The 20,935-nt window shown below is 70.3% G+C and carries 23 protein-coding genes; 9 read left to right on the forward strand and 14 right to left on the reverse strand.

Going from position 1 to position 20,935, the window contains the following annotated elements; genetic code table 11:
• Positions 1–26 precede the first annotated feature (26 nt).
• Complete coding sequence (locus tag FHU13_RS19405; protein ID WP_183437495.1) at positions 27–1,421, reverse strand: PLP-dependent aminotransferase family protein; 1,395 nt, start codon at positions 1,419–1,421, stop codon at positions 27–29.
• A 125-nt stretch (positions 1,422–1,546) separates the two neighbouring features.
• On the opposite strand from FHU13_RS19405, the gene FHU13_RS28265 reads away from it, so the two are divergent.
• Positions 1,547–1,678 carry a hypothetical protein gene (locus FHU13_RS28265; protein WP_281411633.1) on the forward strand — a complete coding sequence of 44 codons (132 nt, stop codon included), beginning with the start codon at positions 1,547–1,549 and terminating at the stop codon, positions 1,676–1,678.
• A 68-nt stretch (positions 1,679–1,746) separates the two neighbouring features.
• The gene (locus FHU13_RS28270) at positions 1,747–1,872 is read left to right on the forward strand and encodes a hypothetical protein (protein ID WP_281411634.1); all 126 of its coding nucleotides are present in this window, start codon (positions 1,747–1,749) and stop codon (positions 1,870–1,872) included.
• Positions 1,873–1,885: 13 nt separating this feature from the next.
• Here the strand turns inward: FHU13_RS28270 and FHU13_RS19410 are convergent, their stop codons facing one another.
• Together FHU13_RS19410 and FHU13_RS19415 are read right to left on the reverse strand one after the other, a co-directional pair.
• A complete protein-coding gene (locus tag FHU13_RS19410) occupies positions 1,886–2,278 on the reverse strand; it encodes a hypothetical protein (RefSeq protein WP_183437496.1) in 393 nt (130 codons plus the stop codon).
• Between the two features lie 15 nt (positions 2,279–2,293).
• A complete protein-coding gene (locus tag FHU13_RS19415) occupies positions 2,294–3,214 on the reverse strand; it encodes a hypothetical protein (protein WP_183437497.1) in 921 nt (306 codons plus the stop codon).
• 134 nt (positions 3,215–3,348) lie between these two features.
• Between FHU13_RS19415 and FHU13_RS19420 the strand changes: the two genes are divergently transcribed.
• The 3 genes from FHU13_RS19420 to FHU13_RS19430 all read left to right on the forward strand — a co-directional run bounded on the left by FHU13_RS19420 (position 3,349) and on the right by FHU13_RS19430 (position 5,239).
• On the forward strand, positions 3,349–3,948 hold the full coding sequence (locus tag FHU13_RS19420) for a nitroreductase (RefSeq protein ID WP_183437498.1): 600 nt from the start codon (positions 3,349–3,351) through the stop codon (positions 3,946–3,948).
• 9 nt (positions 3,949–3,957) lie between these two features.
• Positions 3,958–4,563: a flavin reductase family protein gene (locus tag FHU13_RS19425; protein ID WP_183437499.1), complete on the forward strand. Its 606-nt coding sequence runs from the start codon at positions 3,958–3,960 to the stop codon at positions 4,561–4,563.
• A gap of 118 nt (positions 4,564–4,681) precedes the next feature.
• The gene (locus tag FHU13_RS19430; RefSeq protein WP_183437500.1) at positions 4,682–5,239 is read left to right on the forward strand and encodes a hypothetical protein; all 558 of its coding nucleotides are present in this window, start codon (positions 4,682–4,684) and stop codon (positions 5,237–5,239) included.
• 157 nt (positions 5,240–5,396) lie between these two features.
• Here FHU13_RS19430 and FHU13_RS19435 read toward each other — a convergent pair whose 3' ends face one another.
• Together FHU13_RS19435 and FHU13_RS19440 are read right to left on the reverse strand one after the other, a co-directional pair.
• A complete protein-coding gene (locus FHU13_RS19435) occupies positions 5,397–5,984 on the reverse strand; it encodes a glutathione S-transferase family protein (RefSeq protein ID WP_183437501.1) in 588 nt (195 codons plus the stop codon).
• Between the two features lie 37 nt (positions 5,985–6,021).
• Positions 6,022–6,681 (reverse strand): aldolase, encoded by a 660-nt coding sequence (locus FHU13_RS19440; RefSeq protein ID WP_183437502.1) that lies wholly within the window; start codon positions 6,679–6,681, stop codon positions 6,022–6,024.
• Between the two features lie 177 nt (positions 6,682–6,858).
• Here FHU13_RS19440 and FHU13_RS19445 point away from each other — a divergent pair, with 177 nt between their 5' ends.
• Both FHU13_RS19445 and FHU13_RS19450 read left to right on the forward strand, forming a co-directional pair.
• On the forward strand, positions 6,859–7,989 hold the full coding sequence (locus FHU13_RS19445) for a transglycosylase SLT domain-containing protein (protein WP_183437503.1): 1,131 nt from the start codon (positions 6,859–6,861) through the stop codon (positions 7,987–7,989).
• Positions 7,986–9,590 carry a DUF2336 domain-containing protein gene (locus tag FHU13_RS19450; RefSeq protein WP_183437504.1) on the forward strand — a complete coding sequence of 535 codons (1,605 nt, stop codon included), beginning with the start codon at positions 7,986–7,988 and terminating at the stop codon, positions 9,588–9,590. The genes FHU13_RS19445 and FHU13_RS19450 overlap by 4 nt, the downstream gene beginning before the upstream one ends.
• Before the next feature lie 260 nt (positions 9,591–9,850).
• On the opposite strand, the gene FHU13_RS19455 is transcribed toward FHU13_RS19450, so the two are convergent.
• The 4 genes from FHU13_RS19455 to FHU13_RS19470 all read right to left on the reverse strand — a co-directional run bounded on the left by FHU13_RS19455 (position 9,851) and on the right by FHU13_RS19470 (position 13,765).
• Positions 9,851–11,311, reverse strand: coding sequence for a UdgX family uracil-DNA binding protein (locus tag FHU13_RS19455; RefSeq protein WP_183437505.1), 1,461 nt, complete (start codon positions 11,309–11,311; stop codon positions 9,851–9,853).
• Positions 11,311–12,522, reverse strand: coding sequence for a putative DNA modification/repair radical SAM protein (locus FHU13_RS19460; RefSeq protein ID WP_183437628.1), 1,212 nt, complete (start codon positions 12,520–12,522; stop codon positions 11,311–11,313). The genes FHU13_RS19455 and FHU13_RS19460 overlap by 1 nt, the downstream gene beginning before the upstream one ends.
• Positions 12,523–12,623: 101 nt before the next feature.
• On the reverse strand, positions 12,624–13,055 hold the full coding sequence (locus tag FHU13_RS19465) for an OsmC family protein (protein WP_183437506.1): 432 nt from the start codon (positions 13,053–13,055) through the stop codon (positions 12,624–12,626).
• An 83-nt stretch (positions 13,056–13,138) separates the two neighbouring features.
• On the reverse strand, positions 13,139–13,765 hold the full coding sequence (locus tag FHU13_RS19470) for a RecX family transcriptional regulator (protein WP_246714755.1): 627 nt from the start codon (positions 13,763–13,765) through the stop codon (positions 13,139–13,141).
• Positions 13,766–13,860: 95 nt separating this feature from the next.
• On the opposite strand from FHU13_RS19470, the gene FHU13_RS19475 reads away from it, so the two are divergent.
• Entirely contained in the window at positions 13,861–15,270 is a 1,410-nt protein-coding gene (locus tag FHU13_RS19475) for a TAXI family TRAP transporter solute-binding subunit (protein ID WP_183437507.1), read from the forward strand.
• A gap of 1 nt (position 15,271) precedes the next feature.
• Here FHU13_RS19475 and gorA read toward each other — a convergent pair whose 3' ends face one another.
• The 5 genes from gorA to FHU13_RS19500 all read right to left on the reverse strand — a co-directional run bounded on the left by gorA (position 15,272) and on the right by FHU13_RS19500 (position 19,935).
• A complete protein-coding gene (gene gorA, locus FHU13_RS19480) occupies positions 15,272–16,672 on the reverse strand; it encodes a glutathione-disulfide reductase (RefSeq protein ID WP_183437508.1) in 1,401 nt (466 codons plus the stop codon).
• Complete coding sequence (locus FHU13_RS19485; protein WP_183437630.1) at positions 16,669–17,826, reverse strand: O-antigen ligase family protein; 1,158 nt, start codon at positions 17,824–17,826, stop codon at positions 16,669–16,671. Before FHU13_RS19485 ends, gorA begins: the two co-directional genes overlap by 4 nt.
• Before the next feature lie 68 nt (positions 17,827–17,894).
• Positions 17,895–18,491: a DUF2059 domain-containing protein gene (locus FHU13_RS19490; protein ID WP_183437509.1), complete on the reverse strand. Its 597-nt coding sequence runs from the start codon at positions 18,489–18,491 to the stop codon at positions 17,895–17,897.
• A 41-nt stretch (positions 18,492–18,532) separates the two neighbouring features.
• The gene (gene rpiA, locus FHU13_RS19495) at positions 18,533–19,243 is read right to left on the reverse strand and encodes a ribose-5-phosphate isomerase RpiA (RefSeq protein ID WP_183437510.1); all 711 of its coding nucleotides are present in this window, start codon (positions 19,241–19,243) and stop codon (positions 18,533–18,535) included.
• A 170-nt stretch (positions 19,244–19,413) separates the two neighbouring features.
• Complete coding sequence (locus FHU13_RS19500; RefSeq protein WP_183437511.1) at positions 19,414–19,935, reverse strand: hypothetical protein; 522 nt, start codon at positions 19,933–19,935, stop codon at positions 19,414–19,416.
• Between the two features lie 182 nt (positions 19,936–20,117).
• On the opposite strand from FHU13_RS19500, the gene gph reads away from it, so the two are divergent.
• Positions 20,118–20,819, forward strand: coding sequence for a phosphoglycolate phosphatase (gene gph, locus FHU13_RS19505; protein WP_183437512.1), 702 nt, complete (start codon positions 20,118–20,120; stop codon positions 20,817–20,819).
• The last annotated feature ends 116 nt before the right edge of the window (positions 20,820–20,935 follow it).

The raw sequence follows: 20,935 nt of genomic DNA on the forward strand, positions 1-20,935 counted from the left end.
GAAGAGGGGGGTGGGGCTTGAGTGCCTCACCCCTCCATCGCCCGCGCCAGCTCCGAGAACACCCGCGGGTCGGCGCATTGCGCCACGTTGAAGCGCATGGCGTCGGCGGCGCCCTGGCTCAGCGAGAAGACGTTGCCCGGCGCCAGCACCACGCCGCGGGCGAGCGCCCGGCGGGAAATCTCGGTCGCGTCGAGGCCCTCCGGCAGGCGCGCCCAGAGGAACATGCCCCCTTTCGGCACGAAGGGCACGGTGACGCCCACCTCCGCGAGCCGCCGCACCACCGTGCCGCGGGCCTCCGCCAGCCGGGTGCGCATGGTATCGACGTGGTGGCGGTAGCTGCCCTCGTCGAGGAAGCGGTGGACGGTCGCCGCGGTGAGGTGGTTGTCGCTCAGAGACACCGCGAGCTTGAGATCGACGAGCCGCTCGACCCAGTCGCCGCGGATCGCGATCGCGCCGACGCGGGCGCCGGTCGAGATCGTCTTCGAGAAGCCGCCGACATGGATCACCCGGTCGAGCCCGTCGAAGCCGGCGAGACGCGGACCCGGCTCCGCCTCGAAATCGGCGTAGGCGTCGTCCTCCACGATGAGCGTACCGTGCATCTCGGCGAGCCGCAGGATGCGGTGGACGGCGACCGGGCTCAAGGTGGCGCCGGTCGGGTTCTGGAGGCCGGAATTGGTGATGTAGAAGCGGGGACGGTGCTCGATCAACGCCTGCTCGAACGCGGCAAGATCCGGCCCGTCCGGCCCGAACGGCACGCCGACCATGTGCAGGCGGTGGGCGCGGGCGAGCGCCTGGAACGAGAAGTAACAGGGATCATCCAAGAGCACCGTGTCGCCGGGCTCGGCGAGGAAGCGGATGATCAGGTCGAGTGCGTGGGTGACCGAGTCGGTCAGCACGAGCTGATCGGGATGGGCGCGGATGCCGCGCTCGGTCAGCCGCAGCGCCAGTTGCTGGCGCAGGGGCGCGTGGCCCTGCGGCGTGTCGTAGAACATCACCGCCGCGCTCTGGCGTGCGACCTGGCGCAGGGCCCGGCGCAGTTCCGCCTCGGGCAGCCAGTCCGGCGGGAGCCAGCCGCAGCCGGGCCTCAGGGAATCCGGGCGTGCCTCCAGCGATTGCCGAGTGATCCAGACCGGATCGACCGCCCGGTCGAGCCGCGGCCCGATCGCGGTCAGGCAGAGCGGCTCCGGGCGGGCAGAGACGAAGAAGCCGGAGCCCGGCCGCGAGACGATGGCGCCGCGCGCCGCCAGCCGGTCGTAGGCCTCGACCACCGTCGATTTCGAGACCTGCATGCTCTCGGCCAATCCGCGCACAGAGGGCAGCCGGGCGCCGGGGCTGAGCGCTCGGCCCTCGATCCGCGCCTCGATGGCGCGCATCACCGTCTCGACCCGCGAAAGCGCTGGTTCCGCAACCGTCACCGTCATGGTCGCCCCTCCGAACTGTACCGCCCCTCGTACCGGACAGTTCTTCGAAATCGTACTGCAACTGTCTCTGTCGGGGAAGCGGTGCTCCCTTCATATCGGGTCCACCGAGACATTGGAGACAGATCATGACGCTCTCAGAAGCCAACCGTGCGCGCCATCCCGGCACCCGCGCCTGGATCGGCCGTCGCCTCCGCGACGTCATCGTCCTGGCCGCCGGTGCGGTGCTCGCTCTGCCGCTGATCCTGCCGTTCGGCTGACGCGCCGGGACGGCGCTCTCAGCCGAAGGTCGTGCGGGCAACTCACTCAAACTCGGAAGGGGCAAGACGTGGAATTTCGGTTCCATCCACGGGACGCTGCCTCGGCGGAGTGGGCCGCCTACGGCGTCCGTGATGCGATCGTCGTCGCTGTCGGGTTCATTCTGGCACTGGTGCTGGTCGCGCCCTTCGGCTGAAACAGCCGACCGCTCAGCCGGCGGTGCAGTTCGCCTCGAACAGCGCCTTCGCCCGCTCCATGGCCCGGAACGCCGCCATGGAGCCCGGGCTGCGCAGCTCCGGCCCCTCGGGCAGCCGCCCGAGAAACGGCTCGGAGAGGTCGGCGACGAACGGGCGGGGGCCGGTATAGGCGCCCATGCGGTTCCGCACATCGACGGTGCCGCACAGCGCCCCAGCCCGGCCGATCCGCAGGGCGGCGATCCGGGCCTCGGGGTCGCGCATCTGTTTTTCGATCAGGATCAGCGCGGTGCGCGCCGCCTCCGCACCGACGCCGGCATCCGAGCCGTCGACGACGGACTGAGCGCCCACCCCGCTCGCACCGGATAGGACTAGAAGGGCCGCGAGGGCGGTCTTGGGCAGGCGCATCGGGCTCAGCTTCCCTCAACTTCCCTTGGCCACGACCTCGATGTCGCGGTCCATGCCGCTCTCCACCTTGAACTCGCGGGTGAAGACCTGCCCGTCGTGGCGGGCGATGAGCACGTAATCGCCCTCCGCCAGGGTCACCGACGGGAAGGCGCCGATCGCCTCGCGGATCGTATCGCCGCCCGGCGTCAGCACGCTGAAGGCGGTGCCGGCGAAAGCCTCGGAGCCGGGGGCGGCCACCAGCTTCAGGGTCACAGTGGCGGCACGGTGGTTCATGGTCGCGTCGGTGACCTTGCCGTTCTCGACCCTGAGGTCGGCGCGCTGGATCGCGTTCGAATCGCCGTAGCTCGACACGACGTGGTAGGTGCCCTCGGGCAGCCGCACGATCTCGCCGGCCTTGATGCCGCTGCGCACGAGGCGCCCTTCCGAGTTCGTCCCGATTGGCACGTAGACCGAGAAGCCGAGCTGGGTGCCCGGGATCTTCTGGTCGCCGACCGCCCCCGACAGCTTGAGGGCGCCCGCTGCGACGCGGAGCTGGTCCGTGCTGGCGGTGCCCGCCATGGTGATCCGCTTCGACGCGCTGGCATATCCGTAGGTGACGGTGGCGACGTAGGCGCCGGCCGCGAGCTTGAAGGTCGGGGCGGGATCGTTCGAGCGGGCGACGATGGCCGGGCGGCCGCCGTCCCCGTTCTCGCCGTAGATGCGCCAGGTCAGGCCTGAGCGGACCGGCCCGTTCGAGCCGACGAAGACCGCCGAGAGCGACAGGTCCGCCTCGCCCTCCGCCACGGGTGGGGGCAGCATCGGCCCGGTGACGCCAGGCGAGGGCAGGCCCGGCCCGAACGGCGCCGGCGCTTGCGCGGCGGCCGGCGCAATCGTGAGGAGAGCGGCCAGGGAGGCAATCGAAGCGAAGGTCTTGCCGCCTGCGGACCCGCGTCCCATCGTCCCTCGATCCTTCTGCTCGCGCCGTCCGGGGCTATCTCGGCCCTCGTTGCGCCCCTGCGCTCTTGAAACCCGACCGTGGCGGCGGCATGGCGGTCGTGACCCGAGCTTCACCCTCTCCACGCGGATTGTCCATGACCGAGATCCGAGACGCCGCCCAAGCCAGCACCCTTGTCAGCACTCTCGATCTGCTGCGCACCCGCCGCTCGGTGCCGCCGATGCTGCTCGACGCGCCCGGCCCCACGGCGGAGGAACTCGACGGCTGGCTCGCGATCGCGGCGCGGGTGCCCGACCACGGCAAGCTCGCCCCCTGGCGCTTCCTCGTGATCGAGGGCGAGGCGCGCGAGCGCGTCGGCGCGATCATCGAGCGGACCTTCCTGGCCGACTTTCCCGAGGCCGACGACAAGCGGCGCGCCCAGGAGCGGCAGCGGCTGACCCATGCGCCGGTGGTAGTGGGTGTCGTCTCTCGCGCCGGACCGCACGTCAAAATCCCCGAATGGGAGCAGGTGCTCTCGGCGGGCGCCGTCTGCATGAACCTCGTGGTCGCCGCCAACGCCGCGGGCTACGCCACGGCTTGGCTCACCGAGTGGTTCGCCTACGACCGCCGGGTGCTCGACGCGCTCGGCCTCGATCCGGCCGAGCGGATCGCCGGCTTCATCCATATCGGCCGCGCGAAGGAAGTGCCCTCCGACCGGCCGCGGCCGGACCTCGCGCAGATCGTCACGCGGCTCTGAGGGTGCTCCATGCATTACGAGGTCGAGAATCCCAGCCTGCCGCACAACCCCCTGAAAGCCATCGTCGCGCCGCGCCCGATCGGCTGGATCAGCGCCATGGACCGGGCGGGCCGGGTGAACCTTGCGCCCTACTCGTTCTTCAACGCGGTGGGCGGTGAGCCCGACATGGTGATGTTCTCCTCCTCGGGCCGCAAGGACGCGATGACCTTCGCGGAAGAGGGCGGCGAGTTCGTGTGCAGCCTCGCCACCTTCGACCTGCGCGAGGCGGTCAACGCCACCTCGGCCCCGCTCGCCCGAGGAGAGAGCGAGTTCGACTTCGCCGGACTGACCCCCGCGCCCTCGCGCCGCGTGCGCCCGCCTCGCGTCGCCGAATCGCCCGCGGCGATCGAGTGCAAGTGGCTTCAGACCGTGCCGCTGGTACCGCTCGGCGGCGGTGAGCCAGTAAACTTCATGGTGATCGGGCAGGTGGTCTCGATCTACGTCGACGACCGCTTCGTGAGGGACGGCCGGGTCGATACGGGGGCGATGCGTCCGATCCTGCGCGGCGGCTACTTCGACTACTTCACCGCCGAGTCCGAGAACCGGTTCGAGCTGCGGCGGCCGAAGGGAGGTTGAGATTTCAATCCGGTTGATCGAGGGAATTGTCACTTTGGGTGGTGCTTGGCCGCGGACGACAGCGCTATGCTGGTGAGGGTAAGCACAACCGTCGCAACGAGGTTGTAGGACTCACCGAGTGACGGCTTCCTCTCTCGCTGGTCAGGTCACGCGCGGCGTGCGGCTCAGTCTGCTTGGCCTCCTCTGCTTCAGCGGACTTGGCGTTATTGCATTTTTAATTTACTTAATGAGCGGAGCTGGCGTTCAGACAATCCGGGCCGACCTGTCGTTTCACGTCGCATGTGACGACCCCGATGCTGCCATTATCGACGAGAAAGCCGAGGCTTTTTTCCGTCAACGCGGCTTTGTGGTTCTCAATAAAGCCGAGGCCGCACGGAAGCTCCAGCAGCCAGTGCTGCTACCGCGGGACACTCTCGCAATCGATGCGCAAAGCCGAGAAGCCACGCTGATACAGATCCCGTTCGGCAATCGCTCGATCAGTATGTCGCTGCGGACACCCCCGCCGACCCGACGCAATGAGGCTCTGGAAGCGGATCTGCTCTCGCTTGCCGACTCTACACTTGGATGCCGCGTGCATCAGGTGACACGCGGCAAGAACGGACCAGAACGGCGTCGCTTCCACGATGATTTGATCAAGACGGATATGCGCCTCTTCCGGAAGTTCGGCGGGCGGTAGGCCCACTCACCCCGGCATCATCGAAGCTCTGGTGAGCGCGCGACCTTCGACGTGGACAAGCGTTGACGGGCGGCGTTGGACCGAAAGCCGGGCTCACACGCGATATTGCAGAATCTGGCCATGGGCCGGGCGCGCACCGTCTCGCCAGAAAACCTTTCTAACTAGCAACGCCGAGCCCGGCTTCGACACGGTTGATCCAGGCCCGCAGAGCCGGATAGGGCGCGAGGTCGAAGCCACCCTCGTGCGCGAGGCGGGTATAGGCCACGAGCGCCACGTCGGCGAGGCTCAGATCGGAGCCGACGAGAAACGGCCGATCCGCCAGGGCGCCCTCCATCAGGGCGAGCGCGGCGTGGCCCCGCTCGAACAGCTTCGGCTCCAACTCCGCCTCCGTGCGACCGAGATAGAAGAGCTGGAAGCGGCGCACGGCGATGTAAGGCTCGTGGCTGTACTGCTCCCAGAACAGCCATTGCCGCATCTTCGCCCGCGCGAAGGCATCCGCCGGGATCAGCGCGGAGTCGCGGGCGAGATAGCCGATAATCGCGTTCGATTCGGCGAGGCTGCGCCCGTCCTCCAGCACCAGAGTCGGCACGCGCCCGTCCGGGTTGAGGGCGAGGAAGCCGGGCGTGCGCGTCTCGCCCTTGAGGATGTCGACCTCGCGCCAATCGAGATCGATCCCGAGATGCGCGGCGACCCAGGCCACCTTCAGGCAATTGCCCGACTTGTGGTCGCCGTAGACGGTGAGCATGCGAACCTCTCCTGTCGGTCTTGCGGCCAATGATGTCTCACCCGGCCCGATCGCGCGACCGGGCCGCGATGCTCGGCCGGGCTCGCACCACGATCCACCCGAAGCCGTCCGGCGGCGCTGCAAGCCCCTCGGGCGAGCGCTCTTCGTCCACCGTCGGCATTTCGAAGCAGGCCACACCGGCCGCTTCGGCGGCAAGGCGGATGAGGCCGCGGATCTGCGGGAGCGCGCTCGCCTCACGCAGGCTGGCCGCAGGAGCCGTCTCGTCGAGGCCGAGGCCGGCGAGTCGCGGACTCGCACCGGCGAAGCTGCGGGCATCGAGCACGCCGAGAGGATGGCCGATCGCGGCGAGGATCACCGTCGCACCGTCGGGAAAGCCGGCCAGCGCCTCGCAGACGGCGAGGCGTCCTCCGAGGGCGGCCACGTCGCGGCCGGAGCGGGCATCGCGCAGCAGCACACCATCCGGCCGCTCCGCCATGAGGCCGTCGAGGCTTGGATCGTCGGGGCCGTCGAGGGCGGCGTAGATCGTCAGACCGGGCCGGCGCGCGCGCAAATCAGCGATGAAGCCCTGCGGCGGTGCGGCCTCGAACACCAGCGCGTCCGCCCCCGCCGCCAGAGCCGCTTCGGCCGCGGCCGGGTCCGCGACGGTGCCGATGCGCCACGCCGCGTCAGGTTCGGGATGCGGCGACGCGGGGCTCATGCGGCCTTCGATGGATCGGGACGGATTCGAACGGCTCCTCTCCCTGCAAAGGGGCGAAAAACTTACGCTTTCCTTCAAGGCGGCAAGCCGGAAGCTGTCTCATTCAAGCTTCCTTTACCATATGCGCAGGAATGTCGGGCCTCGCGGGTCCGAATGACGGTCCCGGCGGGACACGTCATGTTCCTGTTCACCAATGCTCCCATCGGCACCCGCGAGACGGCCGCCCCGGCACGGGCCGCCGCGGCGAACGGCGAGGTCGTCGAGGCGATCCGCGAGGGGGCGCAGACGAGCGGCGTCGGCTTCGACTACCTGCTCGCCACGGCTCAGCGCGAATCGAGTCTCAACCCGTCGGCCAAGGCGAGCACCTCGACGGCGACCGGTCTGTTCCAGTTCATCGAGCAGACTTGGCTCGGCGTGATGAAGAATGCCGGGCCCAAGCTCGGCCTCTCGTCCTACGCCGATGCGATCACTACGGGTGCGGACGGCCGCTACGCCGTGGCGGACCCGGCGGCGCGGCAGGCGATCCTCGACCTGCGTCGCGACCCGAAGATCTCGGCGGCGATGGCGGGCGCGCTGACGCAGCGCAACGGCGAGGCGCTGAGCGCGGCCCTCGGGCGCGAGCCGAATGCGGGCGACCTCTACGCGGCCCACGTTCTCGGCGCCAAGGGGGCGAGCGCGCTGATCGCCTCGGCGCAGGCGAGCCCGTCGCGGCCCGCCGCTCTCGACCTGCCGGAGGCGGCCGCCGCCAACCGTAGCCTGTTCTACGACCGGGCCGGCCGTCCACGCAGCGCGTCCGAACTCTATGGGCTGTTGAGCCAGACGACCTCCGGCGTGGCGACGCCCGTCGCGACCGCCGCGGCCGATGAGAACCCGCCGACGGCCTATGCCTCGCTCGAGGGCGGCCTGCGCTCGCTGTTCCAGACCGACCGGCGCCAGGGTGCGATCTCGGAAGGCGTGGCCAAACTCTGGCAGAACCGCGCCGCCAGCACCGCCGCCCGCACCGCTCCAACCTACTTCCCGCGCTCCGACGGGGGGAGCGAAACGGACGGCACGGCCGCGCCGGCCGCCGCCGCGACGGTGGCGGCGCCCGCGACGTTGGCAGAAACCGTCGCCGTCTCGGAGCCCATCCTCGTGCCGCTGCCGCCGCGCCGGCCGGCAGGGCTGACGGCACCGACGACGGCCGCCGCGACGACCTCCGCGACTGCGACCACCTTCATGGCCGGCCCGACGACGGACCGGCCGAGTGCCCCCCTCGCGAAAAATTCCCTGTTCGACCCCTCCGCCTTGCGGCTCAGGAGCGGCTCATGATCCTTCGCCAGTTCCTCACCCTCACCCAGAACGCCACGCCCGAGCGCCGCGCCGAGGCCGCGGGGACCCTGACGCGCAGCTACCTCCAGGGCACCCTGGGGCCGGAGGCCGCCTGGGAGGCCAAGACCACCCTGCTCGCGCTGCTCGACGATCCGGCCGCGGTGGTGCGCCGGGCGCTGGCGCAGGCCTGCGCCGATTCCGATCAGGCACCGCGCCCGCTGATCGTGGCGCTGGCCTCCGACCAGCCGGACATCGCCAGCCTCGTGCTGGCGCGCTCGCCCGTGCTGATGGATGCCGACCTCGTCGATTGTGTCGCCATGGGCTGCGAGGAGACCCGCGCGGCGGTGGCCGGGCGGTCCGATCTGTCGAAGCCGGTGGCCGCCGCACTGGCGGAGGTGGGTGGAGCTCCCTCGCTGATCGCGCTCGCACGCAATCCGCTCGCCGCGATCGGCACCGCCGCCCTGATGCGGATGGTCGAGCGGCACGGGGAGGAGGCGGAGCTGCGCCAAGCGCTCCTCGCGCGCACCGACCTCGCCATCGAGGTGCGCCACGCCATCGTCGCCCTGATGGCCGAACAACTCTCGCGCTTCGGCCAGAACGCCGGCTGGATCAGCTCCGAGCGCGGCGACCGCGCCGCCCGCGAGGCCCGCGACGCTGCCGCCCTCGCGCTCAGCGATGAGGCCGAGGAAGCGCAGCTCGTCCGACTGGTCGCGCATCTGCGGGTGCAGGAGCAGCTCACCGCCGGGCTGATCCTGCGGGCGATCCTCTCGCTCCGCCTGCCCTTCGCCGAGATCGCCTTGGCCGAGCTGAGCGGGTTGAGCCGCGCCCGCGTCGCCGGGCTGATGCTGGAGCCGCACGGCGCCGGCTTCGCCGCCCTGCACCGACGCGCGGGTCTGCCCGCCCTGCTGCTGCCGGCGATCCGGGCGGGCTTGACCGTCTGGCGCGACGCCAATGGCGGCCGCAACGGCCTGGACGGACCGCGCCTCGCCCGCTCGATGATCGAGGCGGCGCTGACTGCCTGCGAGACCATGCCCTTCGCCGAGGCCCGAGGCCTGATGGCGCTGCTCGCTCGCTTCGAGGCCGAAGCGGCCCGTGACGAGGCGCGCATCCTGGCGCATGAGCAGGCCGAGGCCCAGGCACGGGAAGTGGCCGAGGCGCCCACCCTGCTGCCGGCGCCGGAGACCGTCGGCAACCTCGTCGCGGAGGTGTCGTCGGATATCCTTATCCTGTCGCCGGCCTCTACCGCCTCGGAGCCGAGCCTGCCCGACACGGCCACTGCGTGGCCGCTGGCGCCCCGGCCCGAGGAGCGCATCGGCGCGGCCGTGGCGGCGGAGATCGTGCCGGAGACGGCCGAGACCGTGCTCGCCGGCCTCGCCGACGAGATCATGGCACATTTCCTGGCCGACCGGGCCGCCGCGATGGTGCAACTCCCGGCCCCGGCGCCGGAGGTGCTGCCCGCGACCACGCCTGAGATCATGGTCGAGCCGAAGCGCACCGCACGGCCGCGCGCGATTGCCGTGGCGGTGGCCGCCGGAATGATCCCGGAGGATCTGATCCTCAGCTACCGCGCGGATCGGGAGCGCCAGCGCCTCGCGGCGTGAGGCCGGACCGGCGGCATGTTCCGCCGCTTACGCCGGCGTCCAGGCACGCATCGCTTGCGGCCCAACGATGTCCGACGGCAGCGCGAAATCGCTCGCCCGGCTGCGCATCGCCTCTGGCGACTCCGGGAAGCCGCTGCGGTTTCCATAATCGCGGCGGACTCGCGGCGAGTGCCGGAGCGGCGCCTGCTCGTCGGGGAGCGAATCCGGCACCGGCTGCTTGAGCGCTCTGCCCGGATGTCTTCGAGAGGAGAGTATGTGTTTCACGCCGCCATGGCGTTCGCCCGCCGCAGATCATCGACGAAGGCTTGATAGGCCACCTCCTTCGCCTCGTCGGGCAGGCGCAGCAAGTAGGACGGGTGGACCGTGATGAAACCCTCGAACGGCCGTCCGAAATCGGCGGGGCCACGGGCACGGGTGATCGGGATCTGCTTTCCCGTCAGCGCCAGTACCGCCGTGGCGCCGAGTGCCACAACGAGCTTCGGGGCGACGAAATCTAGTTCCCGCTCGAGCCACCAGCGGTAATGGCTTACCTCGCCGGCCGTCGGCTTCTCGTGAATGCGGCGCTTGCCGCGTAAGCTGAACTTGAAATGCTTGACCGCATTCGTGAGGTAAGCCTCACGCCGGTCGATCCCCGCCTCTTCCAGCGCGCGGGAGAGGAGTTGCCCCGCCGGGCCGACGAAGGGCCTGCCCTGCCGGTCCTCCTGATCGCCCGGCTGCTCGCCGACGAAAGCGATCCGCGCGCCGACCGGCCCCTCGCCGAGCACCGCCTGGGTCGCGCCGGGCACCAGCGGCTCCGAGCGCGCGATGATCGCGTTGAGCGCGTCCAGCGAATCCGGTTCGTCCTGCGCCATCTTCGCCACGGCGCGGACGGGGTCGCGCTTGGCCGGCATGGTCGGCTCCTTCTCGATCATCGCCTGCGCGCGGGCGCTCGCGGCCCGTACCAAGCTAGGAATCGCCGCCGTCTCCGGCATGTTCCGCCAGTACTTGCGGGGCATCTCGGCGCGCATGGCGTCGAGGTTGAGCCGGGCCGGGTTGAAGGTGCTCTCGTAATAGTCGCGCCAGCCCGCCTCGAACCCGTCGCCCTCCGGCACGTCCTCCCGGCGGCCGGGCGGGCCGAAGGTCAGCGCACCGTCCCAATGGGCCGACCCTTCCGGTGTCAAAATCGACCATTCGAGCGCGCGGAAGCGGTCGACGAAGAAGGGAGCGGCGGCTTCCAGAATGTGGTGGTCCGGCTCGAACCAAGCCACGAACCGTTCCTGCCCCTCCCCCGGCACCCGGCGGAAGCGCAGGAAGGCGTGCATCTTGTGCAGGTCGCGCTGAATCGCCTTCCGCATCCGGTGGAGGCGGTGGACGAGCGGATCGCTCGCCACCTCCATCAGCGCCCGCTCGCCGTGGGTGACGCGCCAGAGCAGACCGTAGAGCAAGCCGTAGCGCTCGGGATCGCGATGGGGCACCACCATCGGGATCAGCTCGGCCACCGCGCGGGGGAGCGGGAGCGGCGGACCTTCCGCCGACACGGTGTCGGCGCCGAACAGGCTCGCGGCTTCGGTCTGCCAGACGATGTTGTCGGGCGGGATCTCGGCCGCGATCAGGCGACGGGCCGCCGCGCGGAAGCTGGCGAGATCTGCGCCGGGGGCAAGGCTGACAACGTGGATGCTGCCCAACTTCCCTCTCCCCTCAAAGGGGGAGAAAGAACTTCGCGGGAGCAACGCCTCCCCCATCAGAACAGACTCAACTGCTCGGCCGGCTCCGCCAGCTTCATCCGCAGATCCAGCCGGTCGGTCAGCATCGTCGGCCGGAAGTCCTCCGCGATGAGGAAGGGCCGCGCCCGCTTCAGCCCCGAACTCAACCGGGCCACGTCGTCGAGGCGCAGGCGGCCGTGGCGGCGGGCCTTGATGATGGCGTCGACCGCCCGCGCCCCGAGCCCCGGCACACGCAGCAGCATCTCGCGGTCGGCGCGGTTCACGTCGACGGGAAAGCGGTGGCGGTTCTTCAGCGCCCAGGCGAGTTTGGGGTCGATGTCGAGGGCAAGCATGCCGTCCTCCGACGCGCCGGCCACGTCGTCGGGGGAGAACTCGTAATACCGGATCAGCCAGTCGGCCTGATAAAGCCGGTGCTCGCGCCGAAGAGGCGGCGCCTGCGGCGGAAGGACCGCGGAGGCGTCGGGGATCGGGCTGAAGGCCGAGTAGTAGACGCGCTTGAGGCCGTAGGTGCCGTAGAGCAGCGCGGACTTGCGGATCAGCGCCTCGTCGGTGGTGGCATCCGCTCCGACGATCACCTGCGTCGATTGCCCCGCGGGGGAGAAGCGGCGGCGCTCCTCCTTGGCCTGGACGATGCGCTCGCTGATCTGGCTCATCGCACCCTCGATCGCCGCGCCGTCCTTCTCCGGCGCGAGGCGGATCAGGCTCGCCTCGGTGGGCAATTCGAGGTTGATCGAGAGCCGGTCGGCGTAGAGGCCCGCTTCCTCGATCAGCCAGGGACTCGCCTCGGGGATCGACTTCAGGTGGATATAGCCGCGAAAGCCGTGCTCGCGCCGGAGCTTCTTGGCGACGCGGGTCAGCATCTCCATCGTGTAGTCGGGCGAGCGGATGATGCCCGACGAGAGGAACAGCCCCTCGATGTAGTTGCGCTTGTAGAACTCGATCGTGAGCGTCACGACCTCCTCGACCGAGAAGCGCGCGCGGGCAACGTTCGAGGAGCGCCGGTTCACGCAATAGGCGCAGTCGAACAGGCAGTAATTGGTCAGCAGGATCTTGAGCAGAGAGACGCAGCGTCCGTCCGGCGTGTAGGCATGGCAGATGCCGGCCCCCGTAGTCGAGCCGAGCCCGTCCGCACCGGCCTTGCGCTTGGGCGCACCGGAGGAGGCACAGGAAGCGTCGTATTTGGCCGCATCCGCGAGGATGCGCAGCTTGCGCGCGAGCTTGTCGTCCATCGAACGGAAGATGAACACACGCGCGCCGGGATCAATGCGGCGCGTTGGCCCGCGCACCGGAAAAGCGCCCTCCCGCCGTGCGCCGGGAGGGCGGGCACCCGTCAGCCTCGGGCGAGTGTCTTGTCGAGGGTGATCTCGGCGTTGAGCAGCTTCGAGATCGGGCAGCCCTTCTCGGCGTTGCCGGCGAGTTCGTCGAACTTCGCCTCGTCAATGCCGGGGATCACCGCCTCGAGGGTGAGAGCCGACTTGGTGACCTTGAAACCGTCACCGTCCTGGACGAGCGTGACGACCGCCTTGGTGTCGAGGGAGGTCGCCTTGAGTCCGGCCGCCTGAAGTTGGAAGGCCAGCGCCATAGTGAAGCAGCCGGCATGCGCCGCCGCGATCAGCTCTTCCGGGTTGGTCCCCGGCTCGTTCTCGAAGCGGGTGTTGAAGCCGTAGGGGTTGTCCGAGAGCACGCCGGACTGCGTCGTGATCTTGCCCTTGCCGGTCTTGCCGTCGCCTTCCCAATGGGCGCTCGCGTGGCGGTCGGTCATGCTGTCGTCCTCGTCGTCGTGAGCGGAAGCGATCCGCGTGGCCTCGGACGTGGAGCGGCGAGGGAGCCTGTCGAGGGGTCCCCTCACGCTTCACCGAAGGATGTCTCATCCTCTTCCGCCTCACCGGCGATCACATTCTTGGCAAGCGCGTAAGAAAAACCCGCCCGTGCCATAGCGGCGAGGTCGCGCTCGCGGTTGGCCTCGCGGGTGCCCGGCCGGCGATAGGGGCCGAGGCGCCGACGGCGGGCATAGGCACGGGCTGCCCGTTCCTCGGTGTCGGCCTCGCCCCCGTCGGTGCCTTCCGCCTCCTCCCGCTCCTCGGCGAGGGTCGCCGCGATCGTCTCCGCATCGATCCCCTTGGCGGCGAGCCGCGCTTGTGCCTGACGGGTCGAGGTGCCGCGCCGCCTCAGGCCACGAAGGCGGGCCGCGGCGAAGCGCGCATCATCGACCAGCCCAGAGCGTTGTGCCCGGGCGACCGTCTCCTCGATCAGCCCGGCATGCGCGCTCGGGTCCTCGTCGCGAGAGCGGCAACGGCGCTCGATACGGCGGGCGAGCACTCGGCGCAGCATCTCGGAGGAGGCGCCGTAGCGATCGAGATAGTGCGTCGTCACCCGCTCCAGCCACGCGGCGGTGACCGGCGGTTCGGGCCTTGCTTCACGTCGCCCATCACCTGGGCCCTCACTTCGGTTTGAAACGGTTCGCGTGATCATCCGTTCTTCACGATCCGGACAGGTTTTCGATTCATGAATCTTGGATGGATCGCACGCGATTTCGAGGGCTCCGCCGCCACATGGTGGCCGTGCTCATGAGGCGCGAATGGCTCTACGTGCTGCTGGCCCTCGGGTTCGCGGCCGTGGCCGGCCTCGTCGTCTATTTTTCTCGCCCCACGCTGCTCACCGTGGCGGTCGGCCCGCGCGACGGTGTCGAGGCGGTGCTGATCGAGACCTATGCGCGAGCGCTGAACCGCAATCACGAAGATGTGCGGCTTCAGGTCGTCCCTTTCGACGACGTGCGCGACAGCGCCGCCGCCTTGGAGCAGGGGCGCGCCGACCTCGCCGTAGTACGGCCAGACGTGAAGCTGCCGGACAACGGCCTGACGCTCGCCATCCTGCACGACGAGGCGCTGATCGTCGCCGCGCCCGAGGCCAACGAGATCGAGAGCTTTTCCGACCTCTCGACCCGGCGCGTCGGCGTCGTCGCGCGCCACGAGGCCGACCTGCCGATGGTGACGAGCCTGCTCGACTTCTACGACTTCAAAGCGGCCCCGGAAGCCGAAGCGCTCGGCAGCGAAGCGCTCGCGGCCGGCCGCATCGGCCTCGTGCCGCTCAAAGCCGGCGAGATCACCCAGGCGCTGGAGGCGAAGCGGGTCGACGCCGTGGCGATCATCGCCTCCCCCACGGCCAAGCCGGTGCAAGCCATGCTGCGAGCGGTCGAGGCGGCTTCGCCGGAGCGCAAAGTCACCCTGGTCAGCGTGCCGGACGGCAAGGCGATCGTGCAGCGCGTGCCGGCGCTCCAGCCGGTCACCCTCTCGGCGGGCACCTTCGGCGGGCGGCCCAAGCGCCCGGAGGAGGATGTCGAGACGGTGGGTGTCTCCTACCGGCTGATGGCCCGCGGCGCCGTGAGCCGCGTCGCCGTGGCCTCGGTGGTGCAGCACCTGTTCGAGTGGCGCTCGCGGCTCGCCGCCGCCGCACCGGTGGCCCACCAAATGAAGCCGCCGGACTACGACACCACCGTCACCGCCACGAGCGCGCAGCTTCCCAACCACCCGGGCGCGGTGGATTACTTCGAGCGCGAGCAGCAGACGTTCCTCGACCGCTACGAGGACTGGATCTACCTGTTCGCCTTCTTCGGTGGCACGGTGGGCTCCGGCATCGCGTGGCTCGGCCAACGCCTCGCGCGCAAGCGGCGCGAGCGCATCGACGTCATCCTCGATCGCCTGCTCGACATCCTGGCCGAGGCCCGCGAGGCGCAATCGGCGGCGGCGCTCGATGCGCTCACCCGCGAGACCGACGCGTTGATCGCCGACGTGGTGCGGCAAGCCCGGGAGCGCAGCATCGATTCGCGGATGATCAGCGCGCTGATCCTCGCCATCGACGCGGTGAACGGCGCCCTCGACGACGGCCGCCGCGCCTTCGAGCCCGGCGCCGACCCGAGCAACGGCAGCCGGTCACGGACCGCGCGGCTGCTGTCGCTGAGCCTGCCGGCCGCGGAGTAGGCTAACCCACGCCCACCGGATGCTTCACCACGAACGGCGTGCGCATCGTGACCAGTTCCTCGCCGAGCGTCGGATGCACGGCGATGGTGCGGTCGAAATCGGCTTTCGTCGCGCCCATGGTCACCGCAATGCCGACTGCCTGGATGATCTCGCCGGCATCCGGCCCGAGCACGTGGACACCGACCACCCGGTCGCTGGCTCGGTCCACCAGAACCTTCATGAGCACCCGCTCATCGCGGCCCGAGAGCGTCGCCTTCATCGGGCGGAAGCTCGCCTTGTAGACGTCGATGGCCTCGTAGCAGCGACGGGCCACGTCCTCGTTGTGGCCGATCACGCCGATCTCCGGTGTCGAGAACACGGCAGTGGCGATCAGGCGGTGATCGACGCACCAGGGCTTTTGGCCGAACACCGTGTCGGCGAAGGCGTGACCCTCGCGGATCGCGACGGGAGTCAGCGCCGCGCGGCCGTTCACGTCGCCGACGGCGTAGATCGACGGCACCTTGGTGCGCGAATCCGCCTCGACGGGGATCGCGCCGCGCGCATCGAGGTCGATGCCGACCCGCTCCAGCCCGAGACCGGCGACGTTCGGGCGCCGGCCGGTGGCCACCAGCACGCAGTCGACAGTCAGGCTCTCGCCGCCGCTCAAGGTCGCGCGGATCGCCGAGCCGTCGCGCTCCAAGCGCTCGACGGTCTGCTCCAGGCGCAGATCCATCCGCTTGGCGTAAGCCTCGCCGAGCGCATCAACGATCTCGGGGTCGAAGCCGCGCAGCAAGCTCTTTCCGCGGTGGAGCAGCGTCGTCTTCGAGCCGAGACTGGCGAAGACTCCGGCGAACTCGACGGCAATGTAGCCACCGCCGACCACGAGGATGCGCTCGGGCTGTCGCTCCAGCTCGAACACGCCGTTCGAATCGATGGCGAGGTCCGCGCCGGGGATCAGCGGCTCGCGCACCGGCGTCGCGCCGGTGGCGATCAGGATGAAGCGGGCCCGGACCGTGCGGTCTGCTCCGACGAGGCGCACCGTGTGCGGGTCCTCGATTACCGCGCGGTCGGCCACCACCTCGACGCCCGCGCCCGCGAGGTTGCGGCCGTAGATGCCCTCCAATCGCGCGACTTCCGCATCGCGGGAACGCTTCAGTACAGCCCAGTCGAAGCTCGGCTTCTCCAGGCGCCAGCCGAAGCCGGCCGCGTCCTCGAACTCGTCGGTGAAGCGGCCGGCATAGACCATCAGCTTCTTCGGCACGCAGCCGCGGATCACGCAGGTACCGCCGACGCGGTACTCCTCCGCCAGCATCACTCGCGCCCCGTGGCCCGCGGCGATGCGGGCCGCCCGCACCCCGCCCGAGCCGCCGCCGATCACGAACAGGTCGACGTCGAAGGACTCGCTCATCTCTGTCTCGCTCATACGCGCTCGTTAGCGCTCTCGTATGCGGGCCGCGCGCAAGCGGCCGCCCGCAGCCATGTGATGGCGGCCCCGCAGCCCGCCGTCCACCAACCCTGCCACGCCCCGTGCTCGACGAACATCACCGCCACCGCCGCGCCCAGCAGACCAAGGGCGGTGGCGAACAGGAGCCGCGGCAGGGCCGAGGCCGCCCGCAGCGCCAGGAAGGCGACCAGCGCCGCCAGCCCCGCGCCGACGAGGCCGAGTTCGGACCAGATCTGGAGGAAGGTGTTGTGGGGGTGGCCGACGGCCAGCATCGCCCGCATCTCCGGTTCCAGCGCCCGCGCCGCCGGGACTTCGGCGAAGCGCAGGCCCATGCCGTAGCCGGAGCCGATCCACGGCGCCTGGACCACCGCGGCGCCGAAGCTCTGGGCGATGGCGACCCGCGCCCGCGACGAACTCTGCGTCAGCCGCTCATGCGCCGCCTCCGGCATCAGCCGGTGCAGGAGGTCGCCCTCGACCGGCGCCAGGGCGAAGGCGAGCCCGAGGGTGAGCGCCGCCAGCGCCAGGGCCACGCGCCGGGGCGCCAGGCGCCCGACGCCGAACATCACGCCGCCCGCAATCAGGCCGAGGGCGGCCGCGCCGCTGATCGAGCGCAGGATCGCCAGGGCTGCCACCGCGAGCAGGGCCACGGCGGCGAGGCGATGGCCGCGCAGGGCGAGGAAGGCGGCGAGCGGCCCGACGAGCAGCAGCAGCGTCAGCAGCGGGCGGTTGAACATGAACAGGGCCACGCGCTGCCCGAGCCAAGCCTGCGGCGCGAGGCCGAGGGCGAGGCTTGCGACGATGTAGAGGCAGGCGGCGGCGAGCAGGCCGGCGCCGAGGGGCAGCGCCCAGGACGCCAGCCGGGTCGGTGCGAGCCGGGCCAGAATTGCCGCTGCGACGAGCGTCGGCAGGAACTCGGACAGCACCCGGCCCCAGAGCGCGGGAAACGGGCTCCAGGCCAGCGAGACGAGGCACCAGCCGAGGAAGGCGAGCGCGGCAAGGCCGAGCGGCGAGCGCAGCGGGCCGACCAGGAGGGAGAGCGCCCGCCCGCCCTGCTCGGCGACGGCGCCGGCGAGGAACAGCAGGGCGGCAAGGCCGACGACGAGCGGGCTCGAACGGTTGGCGAGCGCCATCATCGGCGCCACCAGGGCCAGCGCGACGGCGCCGGCCGCGTAGAGGCGCGACGCCGCAGCAGGGCCTGCGATCACTGGAGTTGGTGGCCGCGCTTGCCCATCTCGGCGCGGGTGCGGACCATGATGTATTCCGAGACTTCCTGGGTCCAGTCCTGCATGGCGCCGACCATGTCATCGAGGATCTGCGGCTGGGTCTCGACGTAGCGCTTGCCCGCGGGTGAACGGAAGAAGGTGACGATGTCCTTCAACTCGGCCTCGTTCAAGCGCATGGCATAGATGCGCGCGGCGATGTTGATCAGCCGCTGCTTCTGCAATTCCATCTCGGGATCAAGACCCTTCAGGACCTCGTCCAGGTCCTTGGCGAGATCGGGCCGCGTCACCGCGTTCTTGCGGATCTGATCGGCCATGGTCGGGATGATCGAGTCGAAGGAGCGGGCGATGCCGGAACTCAGCATCACCTCGCGGGCGAGCGCGAGATGGGAGGCGGTGATGTCCGGCTCCGGCGCGGGCGCCGGCGGCGGGGTGGCACCGGGCTTCGCGGTCGGCTTCGGGGAGGCGGCCGGGGGCTTGGCGGCCGGCTGCTGCGCGAGCGCCGCCGGCACGAGGACGGCCTGCGACAGCAGGGCCGCGAGGAAGGGGCCGCCCAGAGCGGCGAGACGGAGAACCATGCGGAAGAAGCTCCGAAGAAGGGAAAAAGTACCGTCAGGCGTCAGAGGCGGCCGAGAACACTGATGACCGCTGTGTCGCCGTCAGTCGCGGCGAGAATGGCCGCATCGGCGATGCCGAGGAACAGGCCGTGCTCGACCACGCCCGGCACCGCCCAGAGCCGAGCGGACAAAGCTTCCGGATCGGGGATGCGGCCGAGCCGCAGGTCGAGGATGGCATGACCACCATCGGTCAGAACGGGCGCACCGGACGCGTCGTGGCGGCGCACGATCTCGCCCGCGCAACCGGTCTGCGCCACGGCCGCCTCGACGGCGCGGGTGGTGGCGCCGATGCCGAACAGGTTCACCTCGACCGGCAGCGGGAAGGCGCCCAGGGTCTCGACGCGCTTCGAGGCGTCGGCGATCACCACCATGCGGCGGCTCGCCACCGCGACGATCTTTTCTCGGAGCAGGGCAGCGCCGCCGCCCTTGATGAGGCGCAAGTTTCCATCGACCTCATCGGCCCCGTCGATGGTTAGATCGAGCTCGGGCATCTCCTCGAGCGTCGCGAGCGGGATCCCCTCGCGCTCGCAGGCGATGCGGGTCGCCTCCGAGGTCGGCACGCCGGTCACGGTGAGGCCCGCGCGCACGCGCTCGCCGAGCAGCGCGACGAAGGCGGCGGCCGTGCTGCCCGTGCCGATGCCGAGGCGCATTCCATCCTCGACCAGGGGGATCGCGCGCTCCGCCGCCGCCCGCTTCAGGTCCGGCGCGCTCACGAAACGATCTCGGGAAGCGAATTCAGAAGTGAATTCATCGGCTGTATCGGACCGTCGAATCTGGGGCAGTTGAGGAGGCAGGCCCTAGCACGCCTCCCCGCCGCCGCAAAAGCCGGACGCAAAGAAGCATGGACGCTCCGGGACACGCTCTTCCGGCGGCTCGTCGGCCATCAGGGCCGCGTTCCCTGCGGCGGCGTGGCACTCGGGCCGGCACGACCGGGGGCCGGACCGGTCGCAGCGGCGCCCGCTCCGCTCGCGGTGCCGGCGGGCGGCGGTCCGGCCTGCTCGGTGCAGACCACGAGTTCCTGGCGGATCTGCACGTAACAGGCGCTGGTTTCCCCCGTGCGGTAGTTGACCCGGTAGATCCCCGACTCGCGAGCGTGGCGCGAGGCGATCAGGCCGTACTCGCCCGGCGTCTGGGGGCCGGCGCCCTCTCCGGCGGCGAAGCACAGGGTGACGCCGACGCTGTCGTCGCGCAGGCCGTACTGGCAGGAGGTAACCTCACCGTTGGCGCGGTCGATGCGGTAGATCCGGTTCAGATCGACGGCAGGCGCAGCGACGAACTCGTAGGGCCCGGCGGCCTCGGCTGCCACCGGCAGACCGAGCAGGGCCGCGATGAGCAGGCAGGGAGACAGACGCGGGAGAGAATGACGCGAAGGGGAACGCGATGTGAAACGCATGGGGCGGAACATCGTCCTGTTGCGGGGAGCGAAACGGCGAATCGTCGGCGGCACGATCAAGCACCCGCTCCGTGGCGGAGCTTGGGCAGAGAGGCAACACCGATCGCTCGCGCTAACCGCGCATCAACCGCTAGGGTTGATCGTAAGGGACACGACCGCTAGCCAACTTGACAATGGAATGCACCGGGACGCCGATGACCGTGAACAGCTCCCCGATCGTCGTGTTCGATCTCGACGGCACCCTCGCCGAGACCGCGGGCGACCTGATCGGCACCCTCAACGTCATCCTCGCCCGCGAGGGCCACGCGCCGCTTCCCCTCGAACAGGCCCGTGACCTGCTCGGCGCGGGCGCGCGCGCCCTGATCCAGCGCGGCTTCACGGTGGCCGGCGCGACCCTGACGCCGGAGCGGCTGGAAGTGCTGTTCCACGACTTCCTCGCCTATTACGGCGACCATCTCACCGACAATTCCTACCTCTTCCCCGGCGTGGTCGAGGCGCTGGACCGGCTTGAAGCCGTGGGCTTCCGCCTCGCGATCTGCACCAACAAGGTCGAGTCGCATGCGGTGGCCCTGCTCGATGCGCTGGGCATCGGACACCGCTTTCGCACGATCGTCGGCAAGGACACCTTCGCCTTCTCGAAGCCCGACCCGCGCCACATCACCATGACCGTGGAGCGCGCCGGCGGCGACGTGCACCGCGCCGTCATGGTCGGCGATTCCAAGGCCGATGTCGCCGCGGCCAAGGCCGCCGGCATCCCGGTCGTCGGCGTGACCTTCGGCTACACCCCCGTGCCGATGCGTGATCTCGCGCCCGACTGGATCATCGAGCATTTCGACGTCCTGCCCGAAGCGGTCGATGCCCTTCTCGTCCGCGAGACCGTGAAGCCGGCGGCCTGACGCGCCGCGCGAGCAGGCCAGAGAGGCCGGGGAAGGACTCGACGCCTTGCACCCGCGCGGGCGCTGAGCCACTGAGCGTTGCGACGGGGCCGGAGTCGCCCCGCAGGGTGCGAGAG

This window comes from Methylobacterium sp. R2-1 (assembly GCF_014191355.1).
In the GTDB taxonomy this organism is placed as follows: Bacteria; Pseudomonadota; Alphaproteobacteria; order Rhizobiales; family Beijerinckiaceae; genus Methylobacterium.

What these genes read in the sequence shown, in the direction of transcription:
- FHU13_RS19405 (WP_183437495.1), bottom strand. Translation starts at nt 1,421, where the DNA reads ATGACGGTGACGGTTGCGGAACCAGCGCTTTCGCGGGTCGAGACGGTG.
- FHU13_RS28265 (WP_281411633.1), top strand. Translation starts at nt 1,547, where the DNA reads ATGACGCTCTCAGAAGCCAACCGTGCGCGCCATCCCGGCACCCGCGCC.
- FHU13_RS19410 (WP_183437496.1), bottom strand. Translation starts at nt 2,278, where the DNA reads ATGCGCCTGCCCAAGACCGCCCTCGCGGCCCTTCTAGTCCTATCCGGT.
- FHU13_RS19415 (WP_183437497.1), bottom strand. Translation starts at nt 3,214, where the DNA reads ATGGGACGCGGGTCCGCAGGCGGCAAGACCTTCGCTTCGATTGCCTCC.
- FHU13_RS19420 (WP_183437498.1), top strand. Translation starts at nt 3,349, where the DNA reads ATGACCGAGATCCGAGACGCCGCCCAAGCCAGCACCCTTGTCAGCACT.
- FHU13_RS19425 (WP_183437499.1), top strand. Translation starts at nt 3,958, where the DNA reads ATGCATTACGAGGTCGAGAATCCCAGCCTGCCGCACAACCCCCTGAAA.
- FHU13_RS19435 (WP_183437501.1), bottom strand. Translation starts at nt 5,984, where the DNA reads ATGCTCACCGTCTACGGCGACCACAAGTCGGGCAATTGCCTGAAGGTG.
- FHU13_RS19440 (WP_183437502.1), bottom strand. Translation starts at nt 6,681, where the DNA reads ATGAGCCCCGCGTCGCCGCATCCCGAACCTGACGCGGCGTGGCGCATC.
- FHU13_RS19445 (WP_183437503.1), top strand. Translation starts at nt 6,859, where the DNA reads ATGTTCCTGTTCACCAATGCTCCCATCGGCACCCGCGAGACGGCCGCC.
- FHU13_RS19450 (WP_183437504.1), top strand. Translation starts at nt 7,986, where the DNA reads ATGATCCTTCGCCAGTTCCTCACCCTCACCCAGAACGCCACGCCCGAG.
- FHU13_RS19455 (WP_183437505.1), bottom strand. Translation starts at nt 11,311, where the DNA reads ATGGGGGAGGCGTTGCTCCCGCGAAGTTCTTTCTCCCCCTTTGAGGGG.
- FHU13_RS19460 (WP_183437628.1), bottom strand. Translation starts at nt 12,522, where the DNA reads ATGGACGACAAGCTCGCGCGCAAGCTGCGCATCCTCGCGGATGCGGCC.
- FHU13_RS19465 (WP_183437506.1), bottom strand. Translation starts at nt 13,055, where the DNA reads ATGACCGACCGCCACGCGAGCGCCCATTGGGAAGGCGACGGCAAGACC.
- FHU13_RS19470 (WP_246714755.1), bottom strand. Translation starts at nt 13,765, where the DNA reads ATGATCACGCGAACCGTTTCAAACCGAAGTGAGGGCCCAGGTGATGGG.
- FHU13_RS19475 (WP_183437507.1), top strand. Translation starts at nt 13,861, where the DNA reads ATGAGGCGCGAATGGCTCTACGTGCTGCTGGCCCTCGGGTTCGCGGCC.
- gorA (WP_183437508.1), bottom strand. Translation starts at nt 16,672, where the DNA reads ATGAGCGAGACAGAGATGAGCGAGTCCTTCGACGTCGACCTGTTCGTG.
- FHU13_RS19485 (WP_183437630.1), bottom strand. Translation starts at nt 17,826, where the DNA reads ATGATGGCGCTCGCCAACCGTTCGAGCCCGCTCGTCGTCGGCCTTGCC.
- FHU13_RS19490 (WP_183437509.1), bottom strand. Translation starts at nt 18,491, where the DNA reads ATGGTTCTCCGTCTCGCCGCTCTGGGCGGCCCCTTCCTCGCGGCCCTG.
- FHU13_RS19500 (WP_183437511.1), bottom strand. Translation starts at nt 19,935, where the DNA reads ATGTTCCGCCCCATGCGTTTCACATCGCGTTCCCCTTCGCGTCATTCT.
- gph (WP_183437512.1), top strand. Translation starts at nt 20,118, where the DNA reads ATGACCGTGAACAGCTCCCCGATCGTCGTGTTCGATCTCGACGGCACC.